Consider the following 19,199-nt stretch of genomic DNA (forward strand, 5'->3'; position numbering starts at 1 on the left):
CGCCATCCGCTTCACAGATCACAGCACCAACCACCCCATAGAAAAGGAACCACCCATGCGTACCCCTTATCTCCGCCGAGTCGGCGCCACGGCGCTCACCCTCGGACTGGCCGCATCCCTCGCCGCCTGCTCGACCGGCACAACACCGGGCGACACCACCTCCTCGCCCGCCGCGGATGCCGGCGCCCGGGTCGCCGTCTCCTACCCCGGCGGCATCCTCGTGCTCGACGGCGACACCCTCGAGCCCGTCGCGGACTTCGACGCCGAGGAATTCACCCGGCTCAATCCCGCCGGCGACGGCCGGCACGTCATGGTCACGATGAGCGAGGGCTTCCAAGTGCTCGACACCGCGGCCGGCACGGCCGATGACGCCGAGCTCACCGACCGCATCTTCTCCGCCGACACCGCCGGCCACGTGGTGCGGCACGCGGGCAAGACGATCCTCTACGCCGACGGCACCAGCGACACCACGGTGTTCGACACGGCGGACCTCGCCGCGATCGACGGTCTGCCCGAGGTCGAGACCATCCCCGGCGTCGAGGCGCACCACGGGGTGTCGGTCCTGCTCGAAGACGGCACCTTCCTCACCACCGTCGGCAACGCCGACGGCCGCAACGGCATCGAGGTGCGCGACGCCGACGGCACGGTCGTCGCCACGAGCGACCAGTGCCCCGGTGTGCACGGTGAGGGCACGGCATCCGATGAGGCCGTGGTGTTCGGCTGCGAGAACGGTGCGTTGGTCTACAAGGACGGCGTGATCACCAAGCTCGACGCCCGCGACCAGCCCTACGGACGCATGGGCAACGCCTATGTGAGCGAGACCAGCCCGATCATCGTGGGCGATTACAAGAGCGACCCGGATGCTGAGGGCTACTTCCTGCAGGCCGTGAACCTCATCGACACCGCGGCCATGACCTCGGAGGTCGTGGACCTTCCCGAGGGCGTCGGGTACACCTTCCGCGGCGTCGCCCGCGGCCCGGACGACCTGGCGTACATCATCGGCTCGGACGGCGCGATCCACGTGCTCGACCCCGAGACCGGGTCGATCACCGACTCGTTCCCCGTGATCGAGGCGTGGGAGAGCCCGGTTGAGTGGCAGGATGCCCATCCCGCGATCGTCGTCTCCGGCACCATCGCCTACGTCACCGAGCCGGCCGCGAACAGCATCCACGCGGTCGACCTGACCACCGGCGAGGTCGTGTCCACCGGCACGCTCGACATCACGCCCAACGAGCTGGCGGTCGCCGCGGGCTAAGCGGCTTTTGCCAGGGAGAGGCGCGGTCACACTGTGGCCGCGCCCCTTTGGCGTGGGCGGGGGGGGGGCTCGGACGCGGCCGGTCCTGCCGCATCCGCTGCACCCCGTGTGGCTGGATGCGCCCGCTATAGGGGGCTCATCCAGCCAGAAGAGGCGCAGCGACGGCCGAGGCCGCACGCACGCACGCCGCGATGAGCGGGCCGACGGGCCTGACCGCAGCTGCCGTGCTGCTGCGGGTCAGTCGTTCAGGTGCAGAATGGCGTAGTCAGCTTCTTCCACGGTGAACTGTGCCCCGTACTCGCTGACCAGTTGATCGTGGATCGCTGCGGGGGACATGGCCATCTGCTCTTGGTAGGTCTTCGCGCTGGCCAGCGCGTTCGCCGACCAGTCCGCGTCCACGTTGTCGACGGCATACTGCGCTGCTTCGACCGTGAATTGGCCGCCGTATTCCGACGTGAGCTGAGCGAAGATGCCGGCCTTGCTCATGTCCATCATGCTTGCGTACGTGCCGGCTGAGGTCAGCGCTGACTTGTATTCCGCCGGGACAGCTGCCGCCTCGGGTTCGGGGGCTACGGTCTCCTCCGCCGCTTCAGCCGGCTCGACCGGTTCAGACTGCTCAAGAGGCTGCGCCGTGGCCGACGCGACGATCTCTGCAACAGCGTCGCCGGTTGTGCCGACGAGCGCAAAAGCGCCGATCGTCACCACGATCGAAGACACAACGGCAATACCACCGAGAATAACTCCGGTCAGTGCCATCCCCTTGGACTGGTGCTTGCGAAGCGCGAGAATGCCGAGCACGACCGCGACAATTCCCACGAGCGCACCGAAGACTGGAATGAGCCCGAAGAGGAACGCACCGATACCAACGATCAGGGCTGCCAGTGCGAGGCCCCTCGCCGGACCGGGCGGCCGCTGCGGAGGCATTGTGACTGTGGAAGGTCCGTAGGCGGGCGCGGTAGGGGGATGCGATGCGTCAGGTCGGGGCTCGCGTGAGCCGTCCCCCAGCGGTTCAGATGTTGTCATGCCTTGAGTATGGCAGTGATGAAGAGTGTCCCTTTTGGGGGGCAAGACCGCCGATCAGTGTGGCGATTCCCGACGCAAGGTCCCCACGCTGGATCCACAGCGGCGGCGAGGTTCAGGGGCCGCCAGCGCCGCAGATAACGCATATTAGGTGCTCAGAAGAGGGTGGGCGAGAGGTCGGGCGGAAGCTCGGCTGAGATCAGCGAGCCGACGGGCCCCGCATCCGTTGCCGGGCCGGCGGCGGCCGGGCCGGTGAGCGCTTTGGAGAGGATGCCGCCGGTGGCGGGGTCTTCGCGGCGCCGCTCGAGGCCGTGCGCGCGCAGCAAAGGGTGGATGCGCTCGGCCAGCCACTGGCGGTACTCCTTGGGTGCGTAGGCGCCGCGCTTGTAGAGCTCCCGGTACTGGGGCATCAGCTCGGGATGGTCCTGCTCGAGCCAGTGGAAGTACCACTCCTTGACGCCCGGCTTGAGATACAGGGCGCTGTAGAGCACGCCGGTGGCGCCGGCGGCCTTGGCCTGGCGCATCGCCTCGTCGAGGTGCGCCTTGGTGTCGGTGAGGAACGGCAGGATCGGCATCATGAACACCGAGCAATCCATGCCCTTGTCGCGGATGGCGCTGACCGTGGCCAGCCGAGCCTTGGTGCTGGGGGTGCCCGGTTCGACCGACTGCTGCAGGGCGTCGTCGTAGATCGCGATCGACAGGGCGAGGTCTACCGGTACCCGCTGGCTGGCCTCCTGCAGCAGGTCGAGGTCGCGGCGCAGCAGGGTGCCCTTGGTGAGGATCGAGAACGGGGTGCCGGAGTCGGCGAGCGCGGCGATGATGCCGGGCATCAGCCGATAGCGGCCCTCGGCGCGCTGGTAGGGGTCGGTGTTGGTGCCCAGGGCCACCGGATGCTTGCCCCAGGTGGGTTTGGTGAGTTCTTTGCGGAGCACCTCGGCCACGTTGACCTTCACGATGATCTCGTTGTCGAAGTCCTTGCCGGCGTCGAGGTCGAGGTAATTGTGGGTGGGGCGGGCAAAGCAGTAGGAGCACGCATGAGAGCAGCCCCGGTAGGGGTTGATGGTCCAGCCGAACGGCATGGCGCTTTGGCCGGGCACGCGGTTGAGCGCGGACTTGGCGAGCACCTCGTGGAAGGTGATGCCGTCGAATTCGGGGGTGCGGACGCTGCGCACCAGGTTGTTCAGCCGGGCGAGGCCGGGCAGCGCGCCGGCCTGCTCGGTCGTCAGTTCCTGTCCACTCCAGCGCATGCATCCAGTCGAACACATGTTCGAGTGCGATGCAAGGTGGTGGGGTCATCCGTTGATCGACAGGCTCGACCAGCGGGATGGGGCGCATCCGGGTGAGTAAAGGCGGAGATGTTCGGGACACGCCGGCGGGTCGGGCGGCGGATGCGGCGTGTCGCGAATTTCTCCGCCTTTAGTGCCGAGCGGGGCCCGCCAAGGCCGAAGCAGGGGGGATTACTCGGGGAGATGCAGGCCGGCGCGGCCGGCTCCTACGCAGTGAGGTGCAGGGTTGCCGCGGTGGCGGCCAGACTGGCGGCCGCGGCGGCGGGGTCGTCGGAGAGCTTGGTGCCCAGGCTCGGGACCATTTCGCGCAGCTGCGGCTCCCAACGGGAGTACTCGCCGGGGAAGCAACGCTTGAGCAGGTCGACCATGATCGGGGCCGCGGTGGAGGCTCCGGGCGAGGCGCCGAGCAGACCCGCGATGCTGCCGTCGGCGGAGGTGATGACCTCGGTGCCGAACTGCAGGATGCCGCCCAGCTTGGCGTCCTTCTTCATCACCTGCACGCGCTGACCAGCGGTGATCAGCTCCCAGTCCTCGGCCTTGGCCGTGGGCATGAACTCCTGCAACGCGCCCAGCTTCGCCTTGCGGGAGGCGAAGACCTCACCGACCAGGTACTTCATCAGGCCGAAGTTGTTCTTGGCCACGGCGAGCATCGGCACGAGGTTGTGCGCGCGCACCGAGAACGGCAGGTCGAACCAGGTGCTGGTCTTGAGGAACTTGGGGCTGAAGCCGGCGAACGGGCCGAAGAGCAGCGAGGTCTCGCCATCCACCACCCGGGTGTCGAGGTGCGGCACCGACATCGGCGGGGCCCCCACGGCGGCCTTGCCGTAGACCTTGGCCTGGTGCTGAGCCACGATGGCCGGGTTGGAGGTGCGCAGGAACTGGCCGCTGATGGGGAAGCCGCCGAAACCCTTGATCTCGGGGATGCCGCTCTTCTGCAGCAGCGCGAGGGCGCCGCCGCCGGCGCCGACGAAGACGAACTTGGCCTCGACGGTGTTCGTGTACCGGCCCACCAGGCTGAGCAGTTTGAGCTTCCAGGAGCCGTCGTCCTGCTGCTTGAGGCTCGTGACCTGCTGGTTGAGGTGCACCTTCACGCCGCGCTCCTTGAGCGAGTCGAAGAGGTAGCGGGTGACGGCGCCGAAGTCCACGTCGGTGCCGGACTCGATGCGGGTCGCGGCGATCTTCTGCTTCGCGTCGCGCTTCTTGGTGAGCAGCGGGGTCCACTCGCCGATGACGGCGGGATCTTCGCTGTACTCGAGGCCGGCGAACAGCGGCTGGTCGGCGAGCACGTCGCGGCGCTTGCGCAGGTAGTCCACGTTGTCGGCGCCGTGCACGAACGTCATGTGCGGCGTGGAGTTGATGAACTTCTCGGGCTCGGGCAGCACGCCGGTTTCAACCAGGTGCGCCCAGAGCTGGCGGCTGATCTGGAACTGCTCGTTGATAGCCACGGCCTTCTCGGCGGTGACGGAGCCGTCGGCGGCCTGGGGCATGTAGTTGAGCTCGCAGAGCGCCGCGTGCCCGGTGCCGGCGTTGTTCCACGGGTTCGAGCTCTCCTGGGCAAGCTCGCCAAGGCGCTCGTAGACCTGGATGTTCCAGTCGGGCTGCAGTTCGGCGAGCAGGGTGGCCAGGGTGGCGCTCATGATTCCCCCGCCAATCAGGGCGACATCGACCTTTTCTGAATTCACCTTCTTACTCTAACCCGGCGCGCGGGCGGCTCCGGCGGGGCGCCATCGCGGGCGCGGCGGCCGACCGGGGTGCCGCGGACGAGCATCCGCGGCGCCGTGTCGGGGTGACCCACAGGGGTGACCCATCGGGGTGGCCCGTAGGATTGCCGAATGGACTCCACCGGTAGCCGTCTGGGCATCTCCCTGGGCATCATCGCCCTCGCCGCGCCCATCGTGGCCCTGGGCCTGTTCATCGGGACCTTTGCCGCCCCGGTCACCAGCGCCGCCCACAGCAACCCGCTCGCCGGGCTCTCCTTTTATAACAACCCTGATTCGACCGCGAATCTGGCCGCCGCCGACGCCGCGACCGCCGACCCGGACTCCGCCGAGGCCGCCACCCTGGCCCGGATGGCGGAGCAGCCCTCCGCGATCTGGCTGCTGCCGGAGAAGTACCCGATGGACACCGTGCAGGCCGATGTCGCCGCCATCGCGGATGCCGCCGTCGCCGCCGGGCAGACGCCGGTCTTCGTCATCTACGGCATCCCCGACCGCGACTGCGGCAACTTCTCGGCCGGCGGGCTCTCGGAGACCGACTACCCGACCTGGGTTGCCTCGATTGCGACGGCGCTCACGCTCACACCATCCGTGGTGATTCTCGAACCGGATGCCCTGTCACTGGCCACCGAGTGCGGCAACGTCGACCAGCGGGTGCAGCAGATCCAGCAGGGCATCACCACCTTCGCGCCCACGCTCGCCACGGTCTACCTCGACGCGGGCCACTCCGACTGGCTCGACCCGGCCACCGCCGCGGACTTGCTCAACCGGGCCGGCGTGCAGAACGTACGCGGGTTCGCGACGAACGTCTCCAACTACAACGACTCGGCCGCGGAGCAGGCCTTCGGCGAAGCGGTGTCCGCCCTGACGAATGGCGCCCACTTCATCGTCGACACCTCGCGCAACGGCCGCGGCGGCAACGGCGAGTGGTGCAACCCCACCGGCCGGGCGCTGGGCACCACCCCGGAGGCGACCACTGACGGTGGCCTGCGCGACGCGAACCTGTGGGTGAAGGAGCCCGGCGAGAGCGACGGCACCTGCAACAACGGGCCGGCCGCTGGCGAATGGTGGAACGAGCGGGCCCTCGAACTCGCGGCCGCTGCCGGCTGGTAGCGGGCCCCACGGGTCACCTGAGTCGAGGTGATGGATGCTCAGACCACGTAATATACTCAGGTATGTCGTCAGCCGGGGAAATTCGCAGGGTAGCGGTGATTATCGAGGACGACGCCGATATCCGCCATCTGCTTGAAGCCGTACTCACGCAGGCCGGATTCGACGCCATCGCCACGAGCAACGGCCTCGACGGGGTACGCGCGGTTCGCGCCTACGACCCGATCGTCACCACACTCGACGTGAGCATGCCCGGCATGGACGGCTTCGAGACCGCCAAGCGGATTCGCGCGTTCAGCACCACCTATCTTGTGATGCTCACCGCCCGCGACGAAGAGATCGACACGCTGCAGGGCCTCGAGGCCGGCGCCGACGACTACCTGACCAAGCCGTTCCGGCCGCGTGAACTGCGCGCCCGCATCGACGCCATGCTGCGCCGGCCCCGCCTGACGCTGCCGCCGGACGGCGTCGAGCCGCAGCCGGCCGCGCCCGTCGCCCCTGTCGCTCCGGCTGTGCCCGTCGCGTACACCCAGCCCGCGCCGGTGGCCGCCGAGCCCGCGTTCACCCCCGCCTACGAACCGCCGGTCACGGCGCCCACTCCCCCGGCAGCTGACCTGCCGCCGAGCCTGGCCCCGGTTCCGGGCACGTACACGGGCGCGCAGGCAGCACCGGTGGCGCAGGCGACCTCCCCCGCATCCGCCAGCAGCGACGAGCGGGCGGACGACTGGCTGGAGCACAACGGCCTGCGGCTCAGCAACGACATGCGCCTGGCCATGCTCGGCACCGTGGAGCTGGACCTCACCCGCACCGAGTTCGACCTGCTGGCCGCGCTGCTCGAATCGAAACGGCGGGTGCGCAGCAAGGCCGACCTCGCGCTGCTGCTGCGCGGCGAGAGCTACGTGACGTCGTACTACGTGAACGAGGCCGACAAGCGAGCTGTCGAGGCGCACCTGAGCAACCTGCGCCGCAAGCTCGGTGACAGCCTCACCTCGCCGCGCTGGCTCGAGACCGTGCGCGGCGTGGGCTACCGGCTCGCGGCGTCGGATGAGGCTGGGCGCGACACGTTCTAGCTCGGGCCATCCGCTTGATGAGCGGGTGCGTCAGCGCTGCAGCGCGAACATGGTGGCGAGGTCGGCGCAGGCCTGCTCGCCGACCTCGTTGAGGCGGGTGATGTGACGCATCGAGCCGGGGATGTCGCCGTCGCGCAGGGCGTCGTGCATCATGGCGGCGGTGGCCTCCACCGTGATCGCCCCCACCATGGTGCTGCTCGAGCGGATGCTCAGCAATACCACGTGAGCTTCTTCGGCATCCGGATACTGCGCGCCCAAAGCCGCGGCCAGGCGCTGGGACCGGCTGTGCCAGAGATGCACGAAGTCGTGCACAAAACGGCGCTGCAAGTCACGATCGCCGCCTACCTGGGTCAGTAGCGCGCGCAGAGCAGTGGCTTCGATGTGGGCGCTCAAACCTTGTAGCCGCGGTGGCGCTTGATCAGGGTGAAGAACATGGTCAGGGTCTGCAGCACTGTGGTCACTCCAAGGATCGGCCATCCGATCCACAGGATGGTGGACTGGATCACGATGGGCAGCTGCATCCAGATGAACACCATTGCCGCCGCGGCGGCGAGTCCCACTAGGAGGGGCACCAGGTAGGCGTTGCCTGAGCCGCGCTCCGCCTTGGCCTGCTCCGCCCAGTTGTCGACCTGCTTGTTGCTGGCGAATTTGGTCCAGGCCCGCACGAAGTGGCCGATGCGCACCCACATGTAGATCTCGGCGGGGAAGAACCCGATGGCGAAGAAGATGTCCTTACCGTTGCGATTCTTCATCGACAGCGCCGTGCGCAGGTTCAGCAGCAGCGCCACGACGGGCGGGACCAGCCAGATCGGACTGAACACGAACGCGCCGATCGACAGCGACGCGAACAGCAGGATGAAGAACATCACCCGGGTGAGCACGTTGACGATCATGGAGAAGTTCTCGAGCCAGCGCAGGCGCAGGTTGGGGTGGAAGGGCTGGCCCTTGGTGTCGCCGCGCTGACCGGGCCACATGAGCTCGATGGCGCCGAAGTTCCACTTGACCTGCTGGGCATCCAGGCCGCGGAGGGTGGTCATGCCGCCCACGTTGGCGCGGGCCTGGGCGCTGATCTTGGTGAGGTAGCCGGCGCTCTTGATCTGCAGCGAGAGCAGGGAGTCCTCCACCTCGCTGTCCTTCACCCACGGGGTGGCCTGGTGGCTGTCGACCATCACCTCGCGCAGGGCCTTGATGGAGAAGATCGAGAACTGGCCGCCGAGCACGGCCATGTTGCGGCCGCGGAGCATGTTCTGCATGTTGAACGCCGCGAACTGGGCGCGCTGGCCGGCGATGAGGAAGCTGGGGATGACGCCGTTGATCACGGTGTCGTCGATGCTGTAGATCGCGGAGATGCCGCCGACCCGGGTGTCTGAGGAGATTTCGGCCTCGAGCTGCTCCACGGCGTTCGGCGAGGCGGTGGTGTCGCCGTCGACGCCGAGCAGGAAGTCGCAGCCCTCGATGAGGGAGTAGCCGTAGTTGAGCGCGCCGACCTTCTTGTCGGGGTTCTCGCCGATGTCGTGCACGAACACCTCGGTGAACTGCATGACGCCGTCGGTGACGACCTCGTGCGGGCCGGCGAACTTGCTGGCGATCTTGACGGTGTCGTCGGTGGTGTTGTTGACCACCACGTGGATGACATCGGGCAGCCGGGTCTGGGCCAGGAGCGACTCGAGGACACCGCCGATGGAGTCGGCCTCGTTGTACGCGGGAACGATGCAGCCGACCATCGGGCGGGACGATGGCAGGCCCTGCACCATCGAGTTGAACTCGTTGGCATAGGCATCCGCCACCGGGTCGACGGCCGGGATGATCTTGGTGTAGTTGTTTCTCTCGTTCACAAAATCCACTCTGTCAGGCCGACACACGGTTTCACCCCTAATCGGGTCAAGGTTTTCACAAGATAAACTCAAGAACAGCGCAGCAGTCGCCTACGCAGAGCAAATCGGGGGATCCCATGCCGACGTCAATCCGCACCCGCCTGGCAGCGCTCACCTGTGCCGCCGGGCTCACGCTGACCCTCTCCGCGTGCGGGCAGGCGCCATGGGCGGACCTGGACGCGGGCGCATCCGCCACCCCCACGGCGAAAGCCACCATCACGGCGATCGAGAACGACCTGTCCGCCGGCTCAACCCGTCACCAGCTCACGGCCGGGGATGCGGCGCTGACCGTGGACTACTCCTCGAGCCTGAACATGGGCCAGTGGACCGCGGCCGCGAACAAGCCCGTGAGCTTCTCGCTCAGCGCCACGCTCGGCACCGACGACGGCCAGGACGTCTTCCTGTCCAAGATGACCGTCGTAACGGCCGTCACCGGGCCCACGGGCCCGCTGGAGTCGCCCGCAACGTTTGTGGACCAGTCCACCCTCGCGCCCGGCTACCTGATGAAGGCGCCGTACAGCTACGGCCAGACCTACGTGATGTCGGCCATCGACCCGGCGGCCACCAGCGTCACCCTGTCGTTCACCTTCGAGCTGCTCATCCAGTCGACGCCGACCGCGGCCTCGTTCGCGAAGCAGACCGCCAGCGACCAGATCACGGTCGCGATCGTTCCCTAGCCCCGGTTTCGCGAACCCACCCTCGCGAACTGTGAGCTGAGCACCGAAAACTCGCGTTTTTAGGTGCTTAGCTCACGGTTCGCGGAAGGGGGGCGCGGGGGCTAGAGGTCGCGGGCGGGGGCCGGCTCGGTGGTGACGGCGATGTCGTTGCCGCCGCGGCGCTTGACGACCTCGATGGACTGGCCAGCGGCCGTGCTGAGCTCTTCGAGGTCGTAGCCGTGGTCGAAGGTGTCCGCGATGCCGAAGCTCGCGGTGAGCCGGATCTGGTACGACTCCCCCATCGGTCCGTCGACGAGGGCGTTCTGCATCCGCTGCACGATCGTGAGCGCCTCGGTGGCCGAACCGACCGCGGCCAGCACGTAGAAGCGGCCGGCGGCGGGGTGTCCGATCAGCGACATCAGCGGCGCGCTGCCGCGGAGGGTGTCGGCGAAACGGGCGATGGCGTCGTCGCCGGCGACGCGGCCGAAGGCCGTGTTGATCTCGGGGAGGTTGTCGATGTCGGCACCGATCACGGCCAGCCCGAGTTCGGCACGTTCGCCGCGCTGCAGGTGGTCGGTGGCCGCCTGCTGGAACGACGTGCCCGACAGCACGCCGGCCGCCGAGTGGATGCCCACGGTGATGTCGCCGACGGCGTTGCTGCCGACGCGTTCGGCGCGCAGGATCGACGTGGCGATGCAGGCGGTGACGATGAGGGCCATGTTGAGGATCGACGTGGTGCCGGAGCTGAAGTACGTGGTGAAGGTGGCGCTGTCGACGCCATCCGTGATGAAGGCGATGGCACGGCCGGTGTAGAACACGGCCGCGATGAAGAGCACGATCGAGAAGATCCGTCCGTTCACGTTGCGGCGCAGCCGGCCGCGGAGCGCCTCGGCACCGCCCAGGGCGCCCATCAGCGCCACGATCAGCCAGAGCGGGCCGGCTCCGGCCCATTCGCCGCCATCCGCGCCGGGGATCAGGGTGATGACGGCCACGACCAACGCGAGGCCGCCGACAACGGCGAAGCCCGAGCTGCGGCCGTTGTAGACCCGGCTGCCCGACCAGAGCGCACCCACGGTCACCACCAGGGACGCGTTGGCGACGGTGATGGACCACCAGGCCTCGTCGCTGACCAGGTAGACGCCGTAGCCGACGGCGACCATGATGCCCGCCACGAACGCGAGGCTCCACAAACGGCCCGGGGGGTCGTTGCGGTTCAGCGCGGTATTGAAGATGAACGAGACCCCGCACAGGATCACGATCAACCCACTGATCATCTGCAGGGTGGGTCCGTCTAATTGCATTCTGTCCCCCGCTGAGCGTGGTGTAGCACGCTCAACCTCTGTTCACCGGGAGCGTGGCGATTGCCGTCGTCCCCTTGCCTTTGGTCGACTCCAGGCGCAGATCGCCGCCGTGTTCGCGCATGATGTCCCGGCTGATGCTCAGGCCCAGTCCCGTGCCGTGCACGCTGGAACCCCGCACCGAGTCGGCCCGATAAAACCTGTCGAAGAGGTTGCCCTGTTCGTCTTCGCTCATGCCCCGGCCGGTGTCGGCGACCCGCACTTCGATGCCGCAGGACACCTCGTGCACGGTGACGCTGACCTTGCCGGACTCCACGTTGTACTTGATCGCGTTGGAGAAGATGTTGTCGATCACCTGGCGCAGCCGGAACGCATCCGCGACGACCATGATCGGCGGCAGTTCGGCGATTTCGAACCGGATGTCGCGTTGCGCGGCGAGCGGCTCGGCCGACTCGACGGCATCCGTGAGGACCGCGGAGAGGTCACAGGCGGCGACATTGAGCGCCAGCCCCTCCTTGGACTCGCTGGCCGCGGTGAGCAGGCCGGAGACGATCTCGAGGAGCCGGTCGGAGTTCTTCGACGCGATCTCGAGCATCCGGCGGGTCTCGGGCTCGACCCTCTCGTCGTCGAGGGCCAGTTCGAGGTAGCCCAGGATGGAGGTGAGCGGGGTGCGCAGCTCGTGCGAGACCGAGGCGACGAGGTCGTCCCTGGCCTGCACAGCACGCACCTCGGCGGTCACGTCGCGGGTCACCATGACGCCGCCGTCGTAGCGGCCGGTGTGGTCGCGGATGGGCCGGGCCGAGACGAGCACGGCGGCCTGCTGCTGGTCGGGCGAACCCAGCCACACCGTGACCCGGTCCACCGTCTCGCCGCGGATGGCGCGCTGGGTGGGCCGGTCGGGGCCGTCGAACGGGGTGACGCCGTCTTCCTTGTAGACGATGCTGGACAGGCCGACGCCGTCGCTGACGCCGAACCGGGTGAGCATGGAGCGCTGGGCCCGGTTGACGAAGTTGACCCGGCCCTCGCTGTCGTAGCCGACCACACCGAAGTCGACGGTGTTGAAGATCTCGTCGAGGGTCTGCTCCTGGCGCCGGGAACGTTGCAGGGCCGCCTCGAACAGTCCGGCCTGCTGGGTGAGCAGCACCCGCTGGGCCTGCGCCCGCCGGTTGGAGGTGTAGGTGACGGAGGCCACGAAGGCGAGCATGATCGTGACGACGGCCAGCAGGGGCGCCTGGGTGGTGGCGTAGCCGGTGGCGTTGAGCGGGTCGCTGAAGAACTTCAGCGGCAGCCCGGCCCAGAGCAGCAGGGTCGCGAAGATGACGCTGCCGGTGGCGCCGGCCTGGCCGAAGTGGGTGGACATCCAGATCACCGGGAACACCAGCAGGAAGCTCACGCCGAGTTGCGGCTGCGCCTCGCGGGCCAGGGTGAGCCCGACGATGTCGAGGAGCGGCAGTACAACAATGTAGATCTTGGGCAGCCGCCGCCAAGGCACGGCCGCGGCCAGCCCGGTGGTGCCGAAAATGATCATGACGCCAAGGAAGTACAGCGGCTCGACGAACATGGCCGGGTTGTTGGCCACCGTGACTGCCACGAGCAGCAGCGTGGCCGCGGCCAGGAGCAGCTGGGAGAGGAACACGGAGCGTTCGACACGCTCCCGCACGCCCACCCGGGGCGCCCTCAGACTCTGCTCGACCATACTGCGACCCTAGCGTTTACAGCGAAAGCTCAGACGCGGCGCGCACGGGCAGCACGGCGTCGGCACCGAACTCTTCGAGTCGGGCGAGAGTCTTCTCAAAACTGCGCGGCACGCCGTAGTGGAACCCCTGGGCGCTGCGGATTCCCAGCGCGGACAGGTGGGTGGCCATGGCCTCGTTTTCGACGCCCTCCACGATCATCGAATACTCGAGGTTGTCGCCGAAGCCCTGCAGGGCCGTGAGCACCTCGCGCTGGCGCACATCGTCGAGGTCGTCGACAAGGCTCTTGTCGATCTTGAGGATGTCCATCGGCATCCGCACGAGCGCGTCGACCGAGGAGTCCTGGGAGCCGTAGTCGTCGAGGGCGATCATGATGCCGATGTCGCGGAGGTGGTCGGCCTGGGCGCGCACCGCGGTGGACACCCGGGCGACGGAGCGTTCATTGAGTTCGAGGCAGAGGGAGATGCCCGGGTAACGGTCGGCGAGGTCTTCGACGAAGCCGCCGATCCGCTGCGGCAGGATCTGGCCGGCCTCGACGTTGATGGTCATGCAGACGATCCTCGGTTCGATCAACCGGAAGTCCGCCGCGGCGGCCATCGCCTTGAGCGCCACCTGGCGGGTGAGCGCGTCGAGCCGGCCGAGGCTTTTGGCCTTCTCCACCAGCGACGGCGGTGACAGCGGGCCGAGCTCGGGGTCGGTGTAGCGTACGAGGGCCTCGAAGGCCCAGATCTGCCCGGTAACCAGGCTCACGATGGGCTGGAAGGCCAGTTCGAGCAGGTCTTCGTCGATGGCGCGGGCGACGATGTCGTTCATCTGCGAGGAGCGGTGCCCGGAGATGTTGATGCTGCTCTCGTTGGCCGGGCCGCCGCGGCGACGGGACTTCTTGATCGCCAGCATGCTGCGGTCGGCGTCGCGCAGCAGCTGGTTGACATCCGTCTCGCGGTGCGCGGAGTAGGCCAGGCCGATGCTGAGGATCGGGTTGAGCACGGTGCCGCTGACCGCGAGGGGCTCGCCGGTGGCCTCCATGATGCGTTCGGCGAGCAGCTTGGCCTCGGCCAGTGACGACAGCCGGGTGAGGATGACGACGAACTCGTCGCCGCCGACCCTGGCGACCACGTCGTAGGAGCGGATGACGGCGCTGAGCCGGCGGCCGAGTTCGCTGAGGATCTCGTCGCCGGCCTGGTGCCCGTAGCGGTCGTTCATCCGTTTGAAGTCGTCGAGGTCGATGAACAGCACGGCCAGCGCCTCGGAGTAGTCGCGGTGGTCGTTGATGTTGGCCAGGGCGTCTTGGAAGGCGCCGTAGTTGGGCAGGCCGGTGAGCGGGTCGGTGTTGGCCCGGATGGTGAGGCCGCCGATGCTCTCCCTTGCGGTGAAGACCACGTCGGCGGTGTGGGCCAGGGCTTCGAGGGCGCGGCGGTCGTCGCGGGTGAACGGGTAGTCCATCACGTCGCGGCGGGCCACCAGGTACTGGCCGCCGAGCGCACTGATCGCCAGTGGGGCGTCGATCTCGCCGAGTCCGGCCGGCTCGTGGCGCACCCCGGCGGACTCGACGCCGACGGTGTCGTGCACGGCGCGGAGGAGCACGGTGGCCAGGTCGGTGCTGGTGCCGGCCGGGGCGATGGTGATAGGGGTGGCCTGCCCGCCGGTTTTGACGAACTGGTTGGTGGCGTTGAGGTCGATGACCCCGTCGACCACGCCGGCCAGGCGGCGGCGCATGGCCGTGGCCCGCACGATCAGAATGGCGCCGGTGCCGAGGACCGCGAGCGGCACGAGGGTGACGACGACGGCGAGGGTGTCGGTGCTCAGGTCGAAGAACGGATGCGTCCAGGCAGCGATCAGGGCGCAGAGGCCGGTGTAGCCGCCGCCGATCAGCACCAAACGGAGCGCCGAGTAGTGCCGCCCGGGGCCGACGTCGACGAGGGGGCGGTCGAACCGGCGGCGGAGCGCCTCCAGGACGATGACCGTGACGAGGTAGGCGAGGGCGCCGACGGCCGAGGCCGCGGGGTCGCCGGCGTTGAGGGCGTGCATCCCATCGTGGGCGAAGAAGAAGGCGGCACCGCCGGCACCGGTGAGGCCGGCCGCGTAGAGCGCGACCTCGGGGCGGCGGGCACGCAGCCACACCACGATGAGAACGCCCAGGCAGACCAGGCCGACCGCCGTGACCGTGTCGAAGACCGGCTCAAGGGCCAGCACGACCAGAATCGGCATGCTGACTACCGGGCTGCGGTGGGGCACCGTGCCCAGCCGCAGCCGGACGATGTCGATGGTGCCGGCGCAGGCGACCGCCATCAGCGCGATGACGAGGTGTTCAGCGTTGCCGCCCAGCACCAACTGGGTCAGTGCGTAGCCGATGAAAACCAGCCCGGTCGTCGCGAAAATCGCGAAAGCAGCCCGGCCCACGGCCGTTGCCCCCTTTATGGTCTCCACAAGGTCTGACACTAGTGGAGCGGACCGGGGCTGCGCGCCTCGCGGCAACTATCCGACGTGAGTTTTGGCGGTGAGTTTCGCGGCGATGAGCTCGGCGATCTGCACGGCGTTCAGCGCGGCCCCCTTGCGCAGGTTGTCGTTGCTGATGAACAGCGCCAGTCCGCGACCGTTCGGCACACCCGGGTCCTGACGGATGCGGCCCACGAAGCTCGGGTCGGCACCGGCAGCCTGCAACGGCGTGGGGATGTCGGTGAGCTGCACGCCGGGGGCGTCGCTGAGCAGTTCGGTGGCGCGGGCCACCGAGATCGGCTTGCCGAATTCGACGTTGATCGAGAGCGAGTGGCCGGTGAACACCGGTACGCGCACGCAGGTGCCGCTGACGAGAAGCTCGGGCAGCTGGAGGATCTTGCGGCTCTCGTTGCGGAGCTTCTTCTCTTCGTCGGTCTCGAACAGGCCGTCGTCGACGATCGATCCGGCCAGGGGGATCACGTCGAACGCGATCGGGCGCTTGTAGATGGTGGGCTCGGGCATGCTCACCGAGGAGCCGTCGTGCACCAGCTGGAAGAGGTTGTCGTCGCTCGCGGCGGCGCGGATCTGGCTGGCCAGTTCCTGCGCGCCGGCCAGGCCGCTGCCGGAGACCGCCTGGTAGGTGCTCACGATGAGGCGTTCGAGGCCAGCCTCGTCGTGCAGCACCTTGAGCACCGGCATGGCTGCCATGGTGGTGCAGTTGGGGTTGGCGATGATGCCCTTGACGGCCTGGTCGATGGCTTCCGGGTTGACCTCGCTGACCACCAGAGGCACGTCGGGGTCCATCCGCCAGCCCGACGAGTTGTCGACCACGGTGACGCCGGCCGCGGCGAACCGGGGCGCCTGGCTTTTGGACAGGGTGGCGCCGGCGGAGAAGATCGCCACGTCCAGGCCGGTCGGGTCGGCCGTGGAGGCGTCCTCGACGACGATCTGTTCGTGCTTGAACGGGAGGGTGGTGCCGGCCGAGCGCGCCGAGGCGAAGAAGCGGATGTTGGCGACCGGGAAGTCGCGCTCCTCGAGCAGGCGACGCACGACAGCGCCGACCTGGCCGGTGGCGCCGACGACGCCGATGTTGATTCCCGCGCGGGTGGGTGCTGCGGTGGCTGCGGTGCTGGTCACTGTGTGGTCCTTACTCAATCTGGTCTCGTGCCGGTCGGTCTGGTGCCGGGTGCGCACAACTCCTGCAATTCTCCCCGAACGAAGCCGAATCGGGCCCAAACGGGTGTTTTTGGCAGAAATTGCAGGAGTTATGCCCGGATGCGGATGCGGCGGCCGGGGTGGCCGGGGCCGGTTAGGGCCGGGTTAGCGGCCGGTGCCGCCGTGCACGACGGCCTCGCCGTCGCCGTCGAGACCGAAGGCGGTGTGCACCACGCGCAGGGCCTGGTTAATGGTGTCGGCGCGGGTGACGACCGAGATGCGGATCTCGCTGGTGGAGATCATCTCGATGTTGATGCCGGCCTCGAACAGGGCCTCGAACAGCTTGGCGGAGACACCGGTGTTGGTGCGCATCCCGGCGCCGACCAGGGCCAGCTTGCCGATCTGGTCGTCATACTGCAGCCCGGCGAAGCCCACGTTCTGCTGCTCGTTGGTGAGCGCGGTCAGCACCTGCTGCCCCTCGGACTTGGGCAGGGTGAACGAGATGTCGGTCAGTCCGGTGGATGCGGCGGACACGTTCTGCACGATCATGTCGACGTTCGCGTTGGTCTTGGCGACGATCTTGAAGATCTGCGCGGCCTTGCCGGGGATGTCGGGGACGCCGACGACGGTGACCTTGGCCTCGCTGAGGTCGGCGGCGACCCCCGCGATGATGGGCTCTTCCACTGGCTCTCCATTCAATAGTGCGGCGGCGTAGGGGCTGGTGGCGCCCGCGTTGTAGACGATGGTGCCGGTGTTGTTGTTGAACGACGACCGCACGTGCAGCGTGACCCCGTGCCGGCGGGCGTATTCCACGGCGCGAATGTAGAGCACCTTGGCGCCGGCGGCGGCGAGCTCGAGCATCTCTTCGCTGGACACCCGGTCGAGCTTGTGCGCCTTGGGCACCACGCGGGGGTCGGCGGTGAAGATGCCGTCGACATCCGTGTAGATCTCGCAGATGTCGGCGCCGAGGGCAGCGGCGAGGGCGACGGCGGTGGTGTCGGAGCCGCCGCGGCCGAGGGTGGTGATGTCCTTGGTGTCGCGGTTGAAGCCCTGGAAGCCGGCGACGATGGCGATGGCGCCCTCGTCGAGCGCGTCGCGGAGCCGGCCGGGGGTGACGTCGACGATGCGGGCGGCGCCGTGCTGGGCATCCGTGATCATGCCCGCCTGGCTGCCGGTGAACGAGCGGGCGTCGTAGCCCATGCTCTTGATCGCCATGGCGAGCAGCGCCATCGAGATGCGCTCCCCCGCGGTGAGGAGCATGTCGAGCTCGCGGGGCGCCGGGATCGGGGTGACCTCGTGGGCGAGGTCGAGCAACTCGTCGGTGGAGTCGCCCATCGCGGAGACGGCCACGACGATGTCGTTGCCGGCCTTCTTGGTGTCGACAATGCGCTTGGCGACGCGTTTGATGCTCTCGGCGTCGGCAACGGATGATCCGCCGAACTTCTGCACGATCAGGCTCACGTGGGCACTCCTGGCTTCCGGGTACGCGGAGACATCCCGCGCTCCCATCCTAAATGCGTTCGTATTCTCGGACGTTCATGTGACGCGGTGCGCGGACCAGTGGCCGGATGCCCGCGTCAACTGTTGCCGATGCGGGTTTAGGTGGAGTCGCGCTCGATGAGGTCGATGGGGATGGTGGTGGTGCGCTCCACGGTTTCGCCGGCGATGATGCGCAACAGGGTCTGGGCCATCACGGCACCCTTGGTGTCGGTGTTCAGGTCCACCGAGGTGAGCGGCGGCCCCGCACTGGTGGAGAAGAAGTTGTTGTCGATCGTGGCCACGGCGATGTCCGCGGGAACGGCGATCCCGCGCTCCTTGAGCACCCCCATCGCGCCGTAGGCCATCTGGGCGGATGCGGCGACGAGACCATCGATCGGCCGGCCCTGACCGAGGAGGCGTTCCATCGCGGCTGCGCCACCGGCAGGGGTGAAGTCGCCTTCCTCGAACGGGCCCTCGTCCAGGCCGGCCAGCGCGAGGGTGGTCTGCCATCCTTCCCGGCGGTCGCGGCCGGCGGACATGCTCTGCGGCGCGCCGATCATGGCGACGCGGGTGCGGCCGCGCTCAACCAGGTGCCGGGTCGGCAGGGCTGCCGCCTCGGCGTTGTCGACGTCCACAACGTAGTAGGGCCCGTCATCCGTCGTCAGCGGGCGCACACCGAACACGACCGGCAGGAGACGTGAGAGCGAGATGTACTCCGCATCGCGGCTGAAGTGCGACAAGATCAGGGCCCCGTCGACGTTGCCGCCCTCCAGGAACCGGCGGGTCTTGTCGGGGTCGTCGTCGGATTCGATCATCAGGGTGAGCGTGTAATCGGTGGTGGCCACGTGCAGCGCGGCACCCTGGATGACCGCGGCGAAGTACGGGTCGGCGAAGAACTTGGACGTGTGCTGCGGGATCACCATGGCGATGGTTTGGGTGGAACGCCTGGCGAGGCTCCGAGCGACCCGGTTGGGCACATAGTTGAGTTCGGCGATCGCGTTGGTGACCGCACGAATCGCCTCCTCGGTCACCTGCGGCGACCCGTTGATCACCCGGGAGGCCGTGGAGCGGGATACTTTGGCGCGTTGGGCGACGGCCAGCAGAGTGGGCGGTGCGACGGCGGGCTGATCCCTGTCGTTCGTCATTCTGGC

The 19,199-nt window shown here is 68.1% G+C and carries 15 protein-coding genes; 4 read left to right on the forward strand and 11 right to left on the reverse strand.

Annotated features, from left to right (window positions below):
• The first annotated feature begins 55 nt into the window (after positions 1–55).
• On the forward strand, positions 56–1,255 hold the full coding sequence (aztD, locus tag E3T61_RS20435) for a zinc metallochaperone AztD (RefSeq protein WP_134642677.1): 1,200 nt from the start codon (positions 56–58) through the stop codon (positions 1,253–1,255).
• A 237-nt stretch (positions 1,256–1,492) separates the two neighbouring features.
• Here the strand turns inward: aztD and E3T61_RS20440 are convergent, their stop codons facing one another.
• The 3 genes from E3T61_RS20440 to E3T61_RS20450 all read right to left on the reverse strand — a co-directional run bounded on the left by E3T61_RS20440 (position 1,493) and on the right by E3T61_RS20450 (position 5,243).
• Complete coding sequence (locus tag E3T61_RS20440) at positions 1,493–2,179, reverse strand: Ltp family lipoprotein (RefSeq protein WP_198418738.1); 687 nt, start codon at positions 2,177–2,179, stop codon at positions 1,493–1,495.
• 251 nt (positions 2,180–2,430) lie between these two features.
• The gene (locus tag E3T61_RS20445; RefSeq protein WP_134642678.1) at positions 2,431–3,522 is read right to left on the reverse strand and encodes an Rv2578c family radical SAM protein; all 1,092 of its coding nucleotides are present in this window, start codon (positions 3,520–3,522) and stop codon (positions 2,431–2,433) included.
• 245 nt (positions 3,523–3,767) lie between these two features.
• Positions 3,768–5,243 (reverse strand): malate:quinone oxidoreductase, encoded by a 1,476-nt coding sequence (locus tag E3T61_RS20450; protein ID WP_134642679.1) that lies wholly within the window; start codon positions 5,241–5,243, stop codon positions 3,768–3,770.
• Positions 5,244–5,393: 150 nt separating this feature from the next.
• Between E3T61_RS20450 and E3T61_RS20455 the strand changes: the two genes are divergently transcribed.
• Both E3T61_RS20455 and E3T61_RS20460 read left to right on the forward strand, forming a co-directional pair.
• Positions 5,394–6,389, forward strand: a complete 996-nt coding sequence (locus E3T61_RS20455) for a glycoside hydrolase family 6 protein (RefSeq protein WP_134642680.1) — start codon at positions 5,394–5,396, stop codon at positions 6,387–6,389.
• A gap of 95 nt (positions 6,390–6,484) precedes the next feature.
• Positions 6,485–7,456 (forward strand): response regulator transcription factor, encoded by a 972-nt coding sequence (locus tag E3T61_RS20460; RefSeq protein ID WP_338145552.1) that lies wholly within the window; start codon positions 6,485–6,487, stop codon positions 7,454–7,456.
• 30 nt (positions 7,457–7,486) lie between these two features.
• Here the strand turns inward: E3T61_RS20460 and E3T61_RS20465 are convergent, their stop codons facing one another.
• Both E3T61_RS20465 and E3T61_RS20470 read right to left on the reverse strand, forming a co-directional pair.
• The gene (locus E3T61_RS20465) at positions 7,487–7,849 is read right to left on the reverse strand and encodes a hypothetical protein (RefSeq protein WP_134642681.1); all 363 of its coding nucleotides are present in this window, start codon (positions 7,847–7,849) and stop codon (positions 7,487–7,489) included.
• The gene (locus tag E3T61_RS20470) at positions 7,846–9,291 is read right to left on the reverse strand and encodes a glycosyltransferase family 2 protein (RefSeq protein WP_241992721.1); all 1,446 of its coding nucleotides are present in this window, start codon (positions 9,289–9,291) and stop codon (positions 7,846–7,848) included. Before E3T61_RS20470 ends, E3T61_RS20465 begins: the two co-directional genes overlap by 4 nt.
• Positions 9,292–9,407: 116 nt before the next feature.
• Here E3T61_RS20470 and E3T61_RS20475 point away from each other — a divergent pair, with 116 nt between their 5' ends.
• On the forward strand, positions 9,408–10,007 hold the full coding sequence (locus tag E3T61_RS20475) for a hypothetical protein (RefSeq protein ID WP_134642682.1): 600 nt from the start codon (positions 9,408–9,410) through the stop codon (positions 10,005–10,007).
• Positions 10,008–10,108: 101 nt separating this feature from the next.
• Here E3T61_RS20475 and E3T61_RS20480 read toward each other — a convergent pair whose 3' ends face one another.
• From E3T61_RS20480 to E3T61_RS20505, 6 genes are all read right to left on the reverse strand, one after another.
• Entirely contained in the window at positions 10,109–11,287 is a 1,179-nt protein-coding gene (locus E3T61_RS20480; RefSeq protein ID WP_134642683.1) for a GGDEF domain-containing protein, read from the reverse strand.
• Between the two features lie 31 nt (positions 11,288–11,318).
• A complete protein-coding gene (locus tag E3T61_RS20485; RefSeq protein WP_134642684.1) occupies positions 11,319–12,980 on the reverse strand; it encodes a sensor histidine kinase in 1,662 nt (553 codons plus the stop codon).
• A gap of 16 nt (positions 12,981–12,996) precedes the next feature.
• On the reverse strand, positions 12,997–15,405 hold the full coding sequence (locus tag E3T61_RS20490; protein ID WP_166793341.1) for a putative bifunctional diguanylate cyclase/phosphodiesterase: 2,409 nt from the start codon (positions 15,403–15,405) through the stop codon (positions 12,997–12,999).
• A 48-nt stretch (positions 15,406–15,453) separates the two neighbouring features.
• A complete protein-coding gene (locus E3T61_RS20495; RefSeq protein ID WP_134642686.1) occupies positions 15,454–16,551 on the reverse strand; it encodes an aspartate-semialdehyde dehydrogenase in 1,098 nt (365 codons plus the stop codon).
• Positions 16,552–16,734: 183 nt separating this feature from the next.
• Positions 16,735–18,030, reverse strand: coding sequence for an aspartate kinase (locus E3T61_RS20500; protein WP_134642687.1), 1,296 nt, complete (start codon positions 18,028–18,030; stop codon positions 16,735–16,737).
• Positions 18,031–18,167: 137 nt separating this feature from the next.
• Positions 18,168–19,193 (reverse strand): LacI family DNA-binding transcriptional regulator, encoded by a 1,026-nt coding sequence (locus E3T61_RS20505; RefSeq protein ID WP_134642688.1) that lies wholly within the window; start codon positions 19,191–19,193, stop codon positions 18,168–18,170.
• Positions 19,194–19,199: the final 6 nt, after the last annotated feature.

It is taken from the genome of Cryobacterium lactosi, from assembly GCF_004403945.1.
Taxonomy (GTDB): Bacteria; Actinomycetota; Actinomycetes; order Actinomycetales; family Microbacteriaceae; genus Cryobacterium; species Cryobacterium lactosi.

Coding starts and splice junctions, on each gene's coding strand:
- aztD (WP_134642677.1), top strand. CDS start 56: ATGCGTACCCCTTATCTCCGCCGAGTCGGCGCCACGGCGCTCACCCTC.
- E3T61_RS20440 (WP_198418738.1), bottom strand. CDS start 2,179: ATGCCTCCGCAGCGGCCGCCCGGTCCGGCGAGGGGCCTCGCACTGGCA.
- E3T61_RS20445 (WP_134642678.1), bottom strand. CDS start 3,522: ATGCGCTGGAGTGGACAGGAACTGACGACCGAGCAGGCCGGCGCGCTG.
- E3T61_RS20455 (WP_134642680.1), top strand. CDS start 5,394: ATGGACTCCACCGGTAGCCGTCTGGGCATCTCCCTGGGCATCATCGCC.
- E3T61_RS20475 (WP_134642682.1), top strand. CDS start 9,408: ATGCCGACGTCAATCCGCACCCGCCTGGCAGCGCTCACCTGTGCCGCC.
- E3T61_RS20480 (WP_134642683.1), bottom strand. CDS start 11,287: ATGCAATTAGACGGACCCACCCTGCAGATGATCAGTGGGTTGATCGTG.
- E3T61_RS20485 (WP_134642684.1), bottom strand. CDS start 12,980: ATGGTCGAGCAGAGTCTGAGGGCGCCCCGGGTGGGCGTGCGGGAGCGT.
- E3T61_RS20505 (WP_134642688.1), bottom strand. CDS start 19,193: ATGACGAACGACAGGGATCAGCCCGCCGTCGCACCGCCCACTCTGCTG.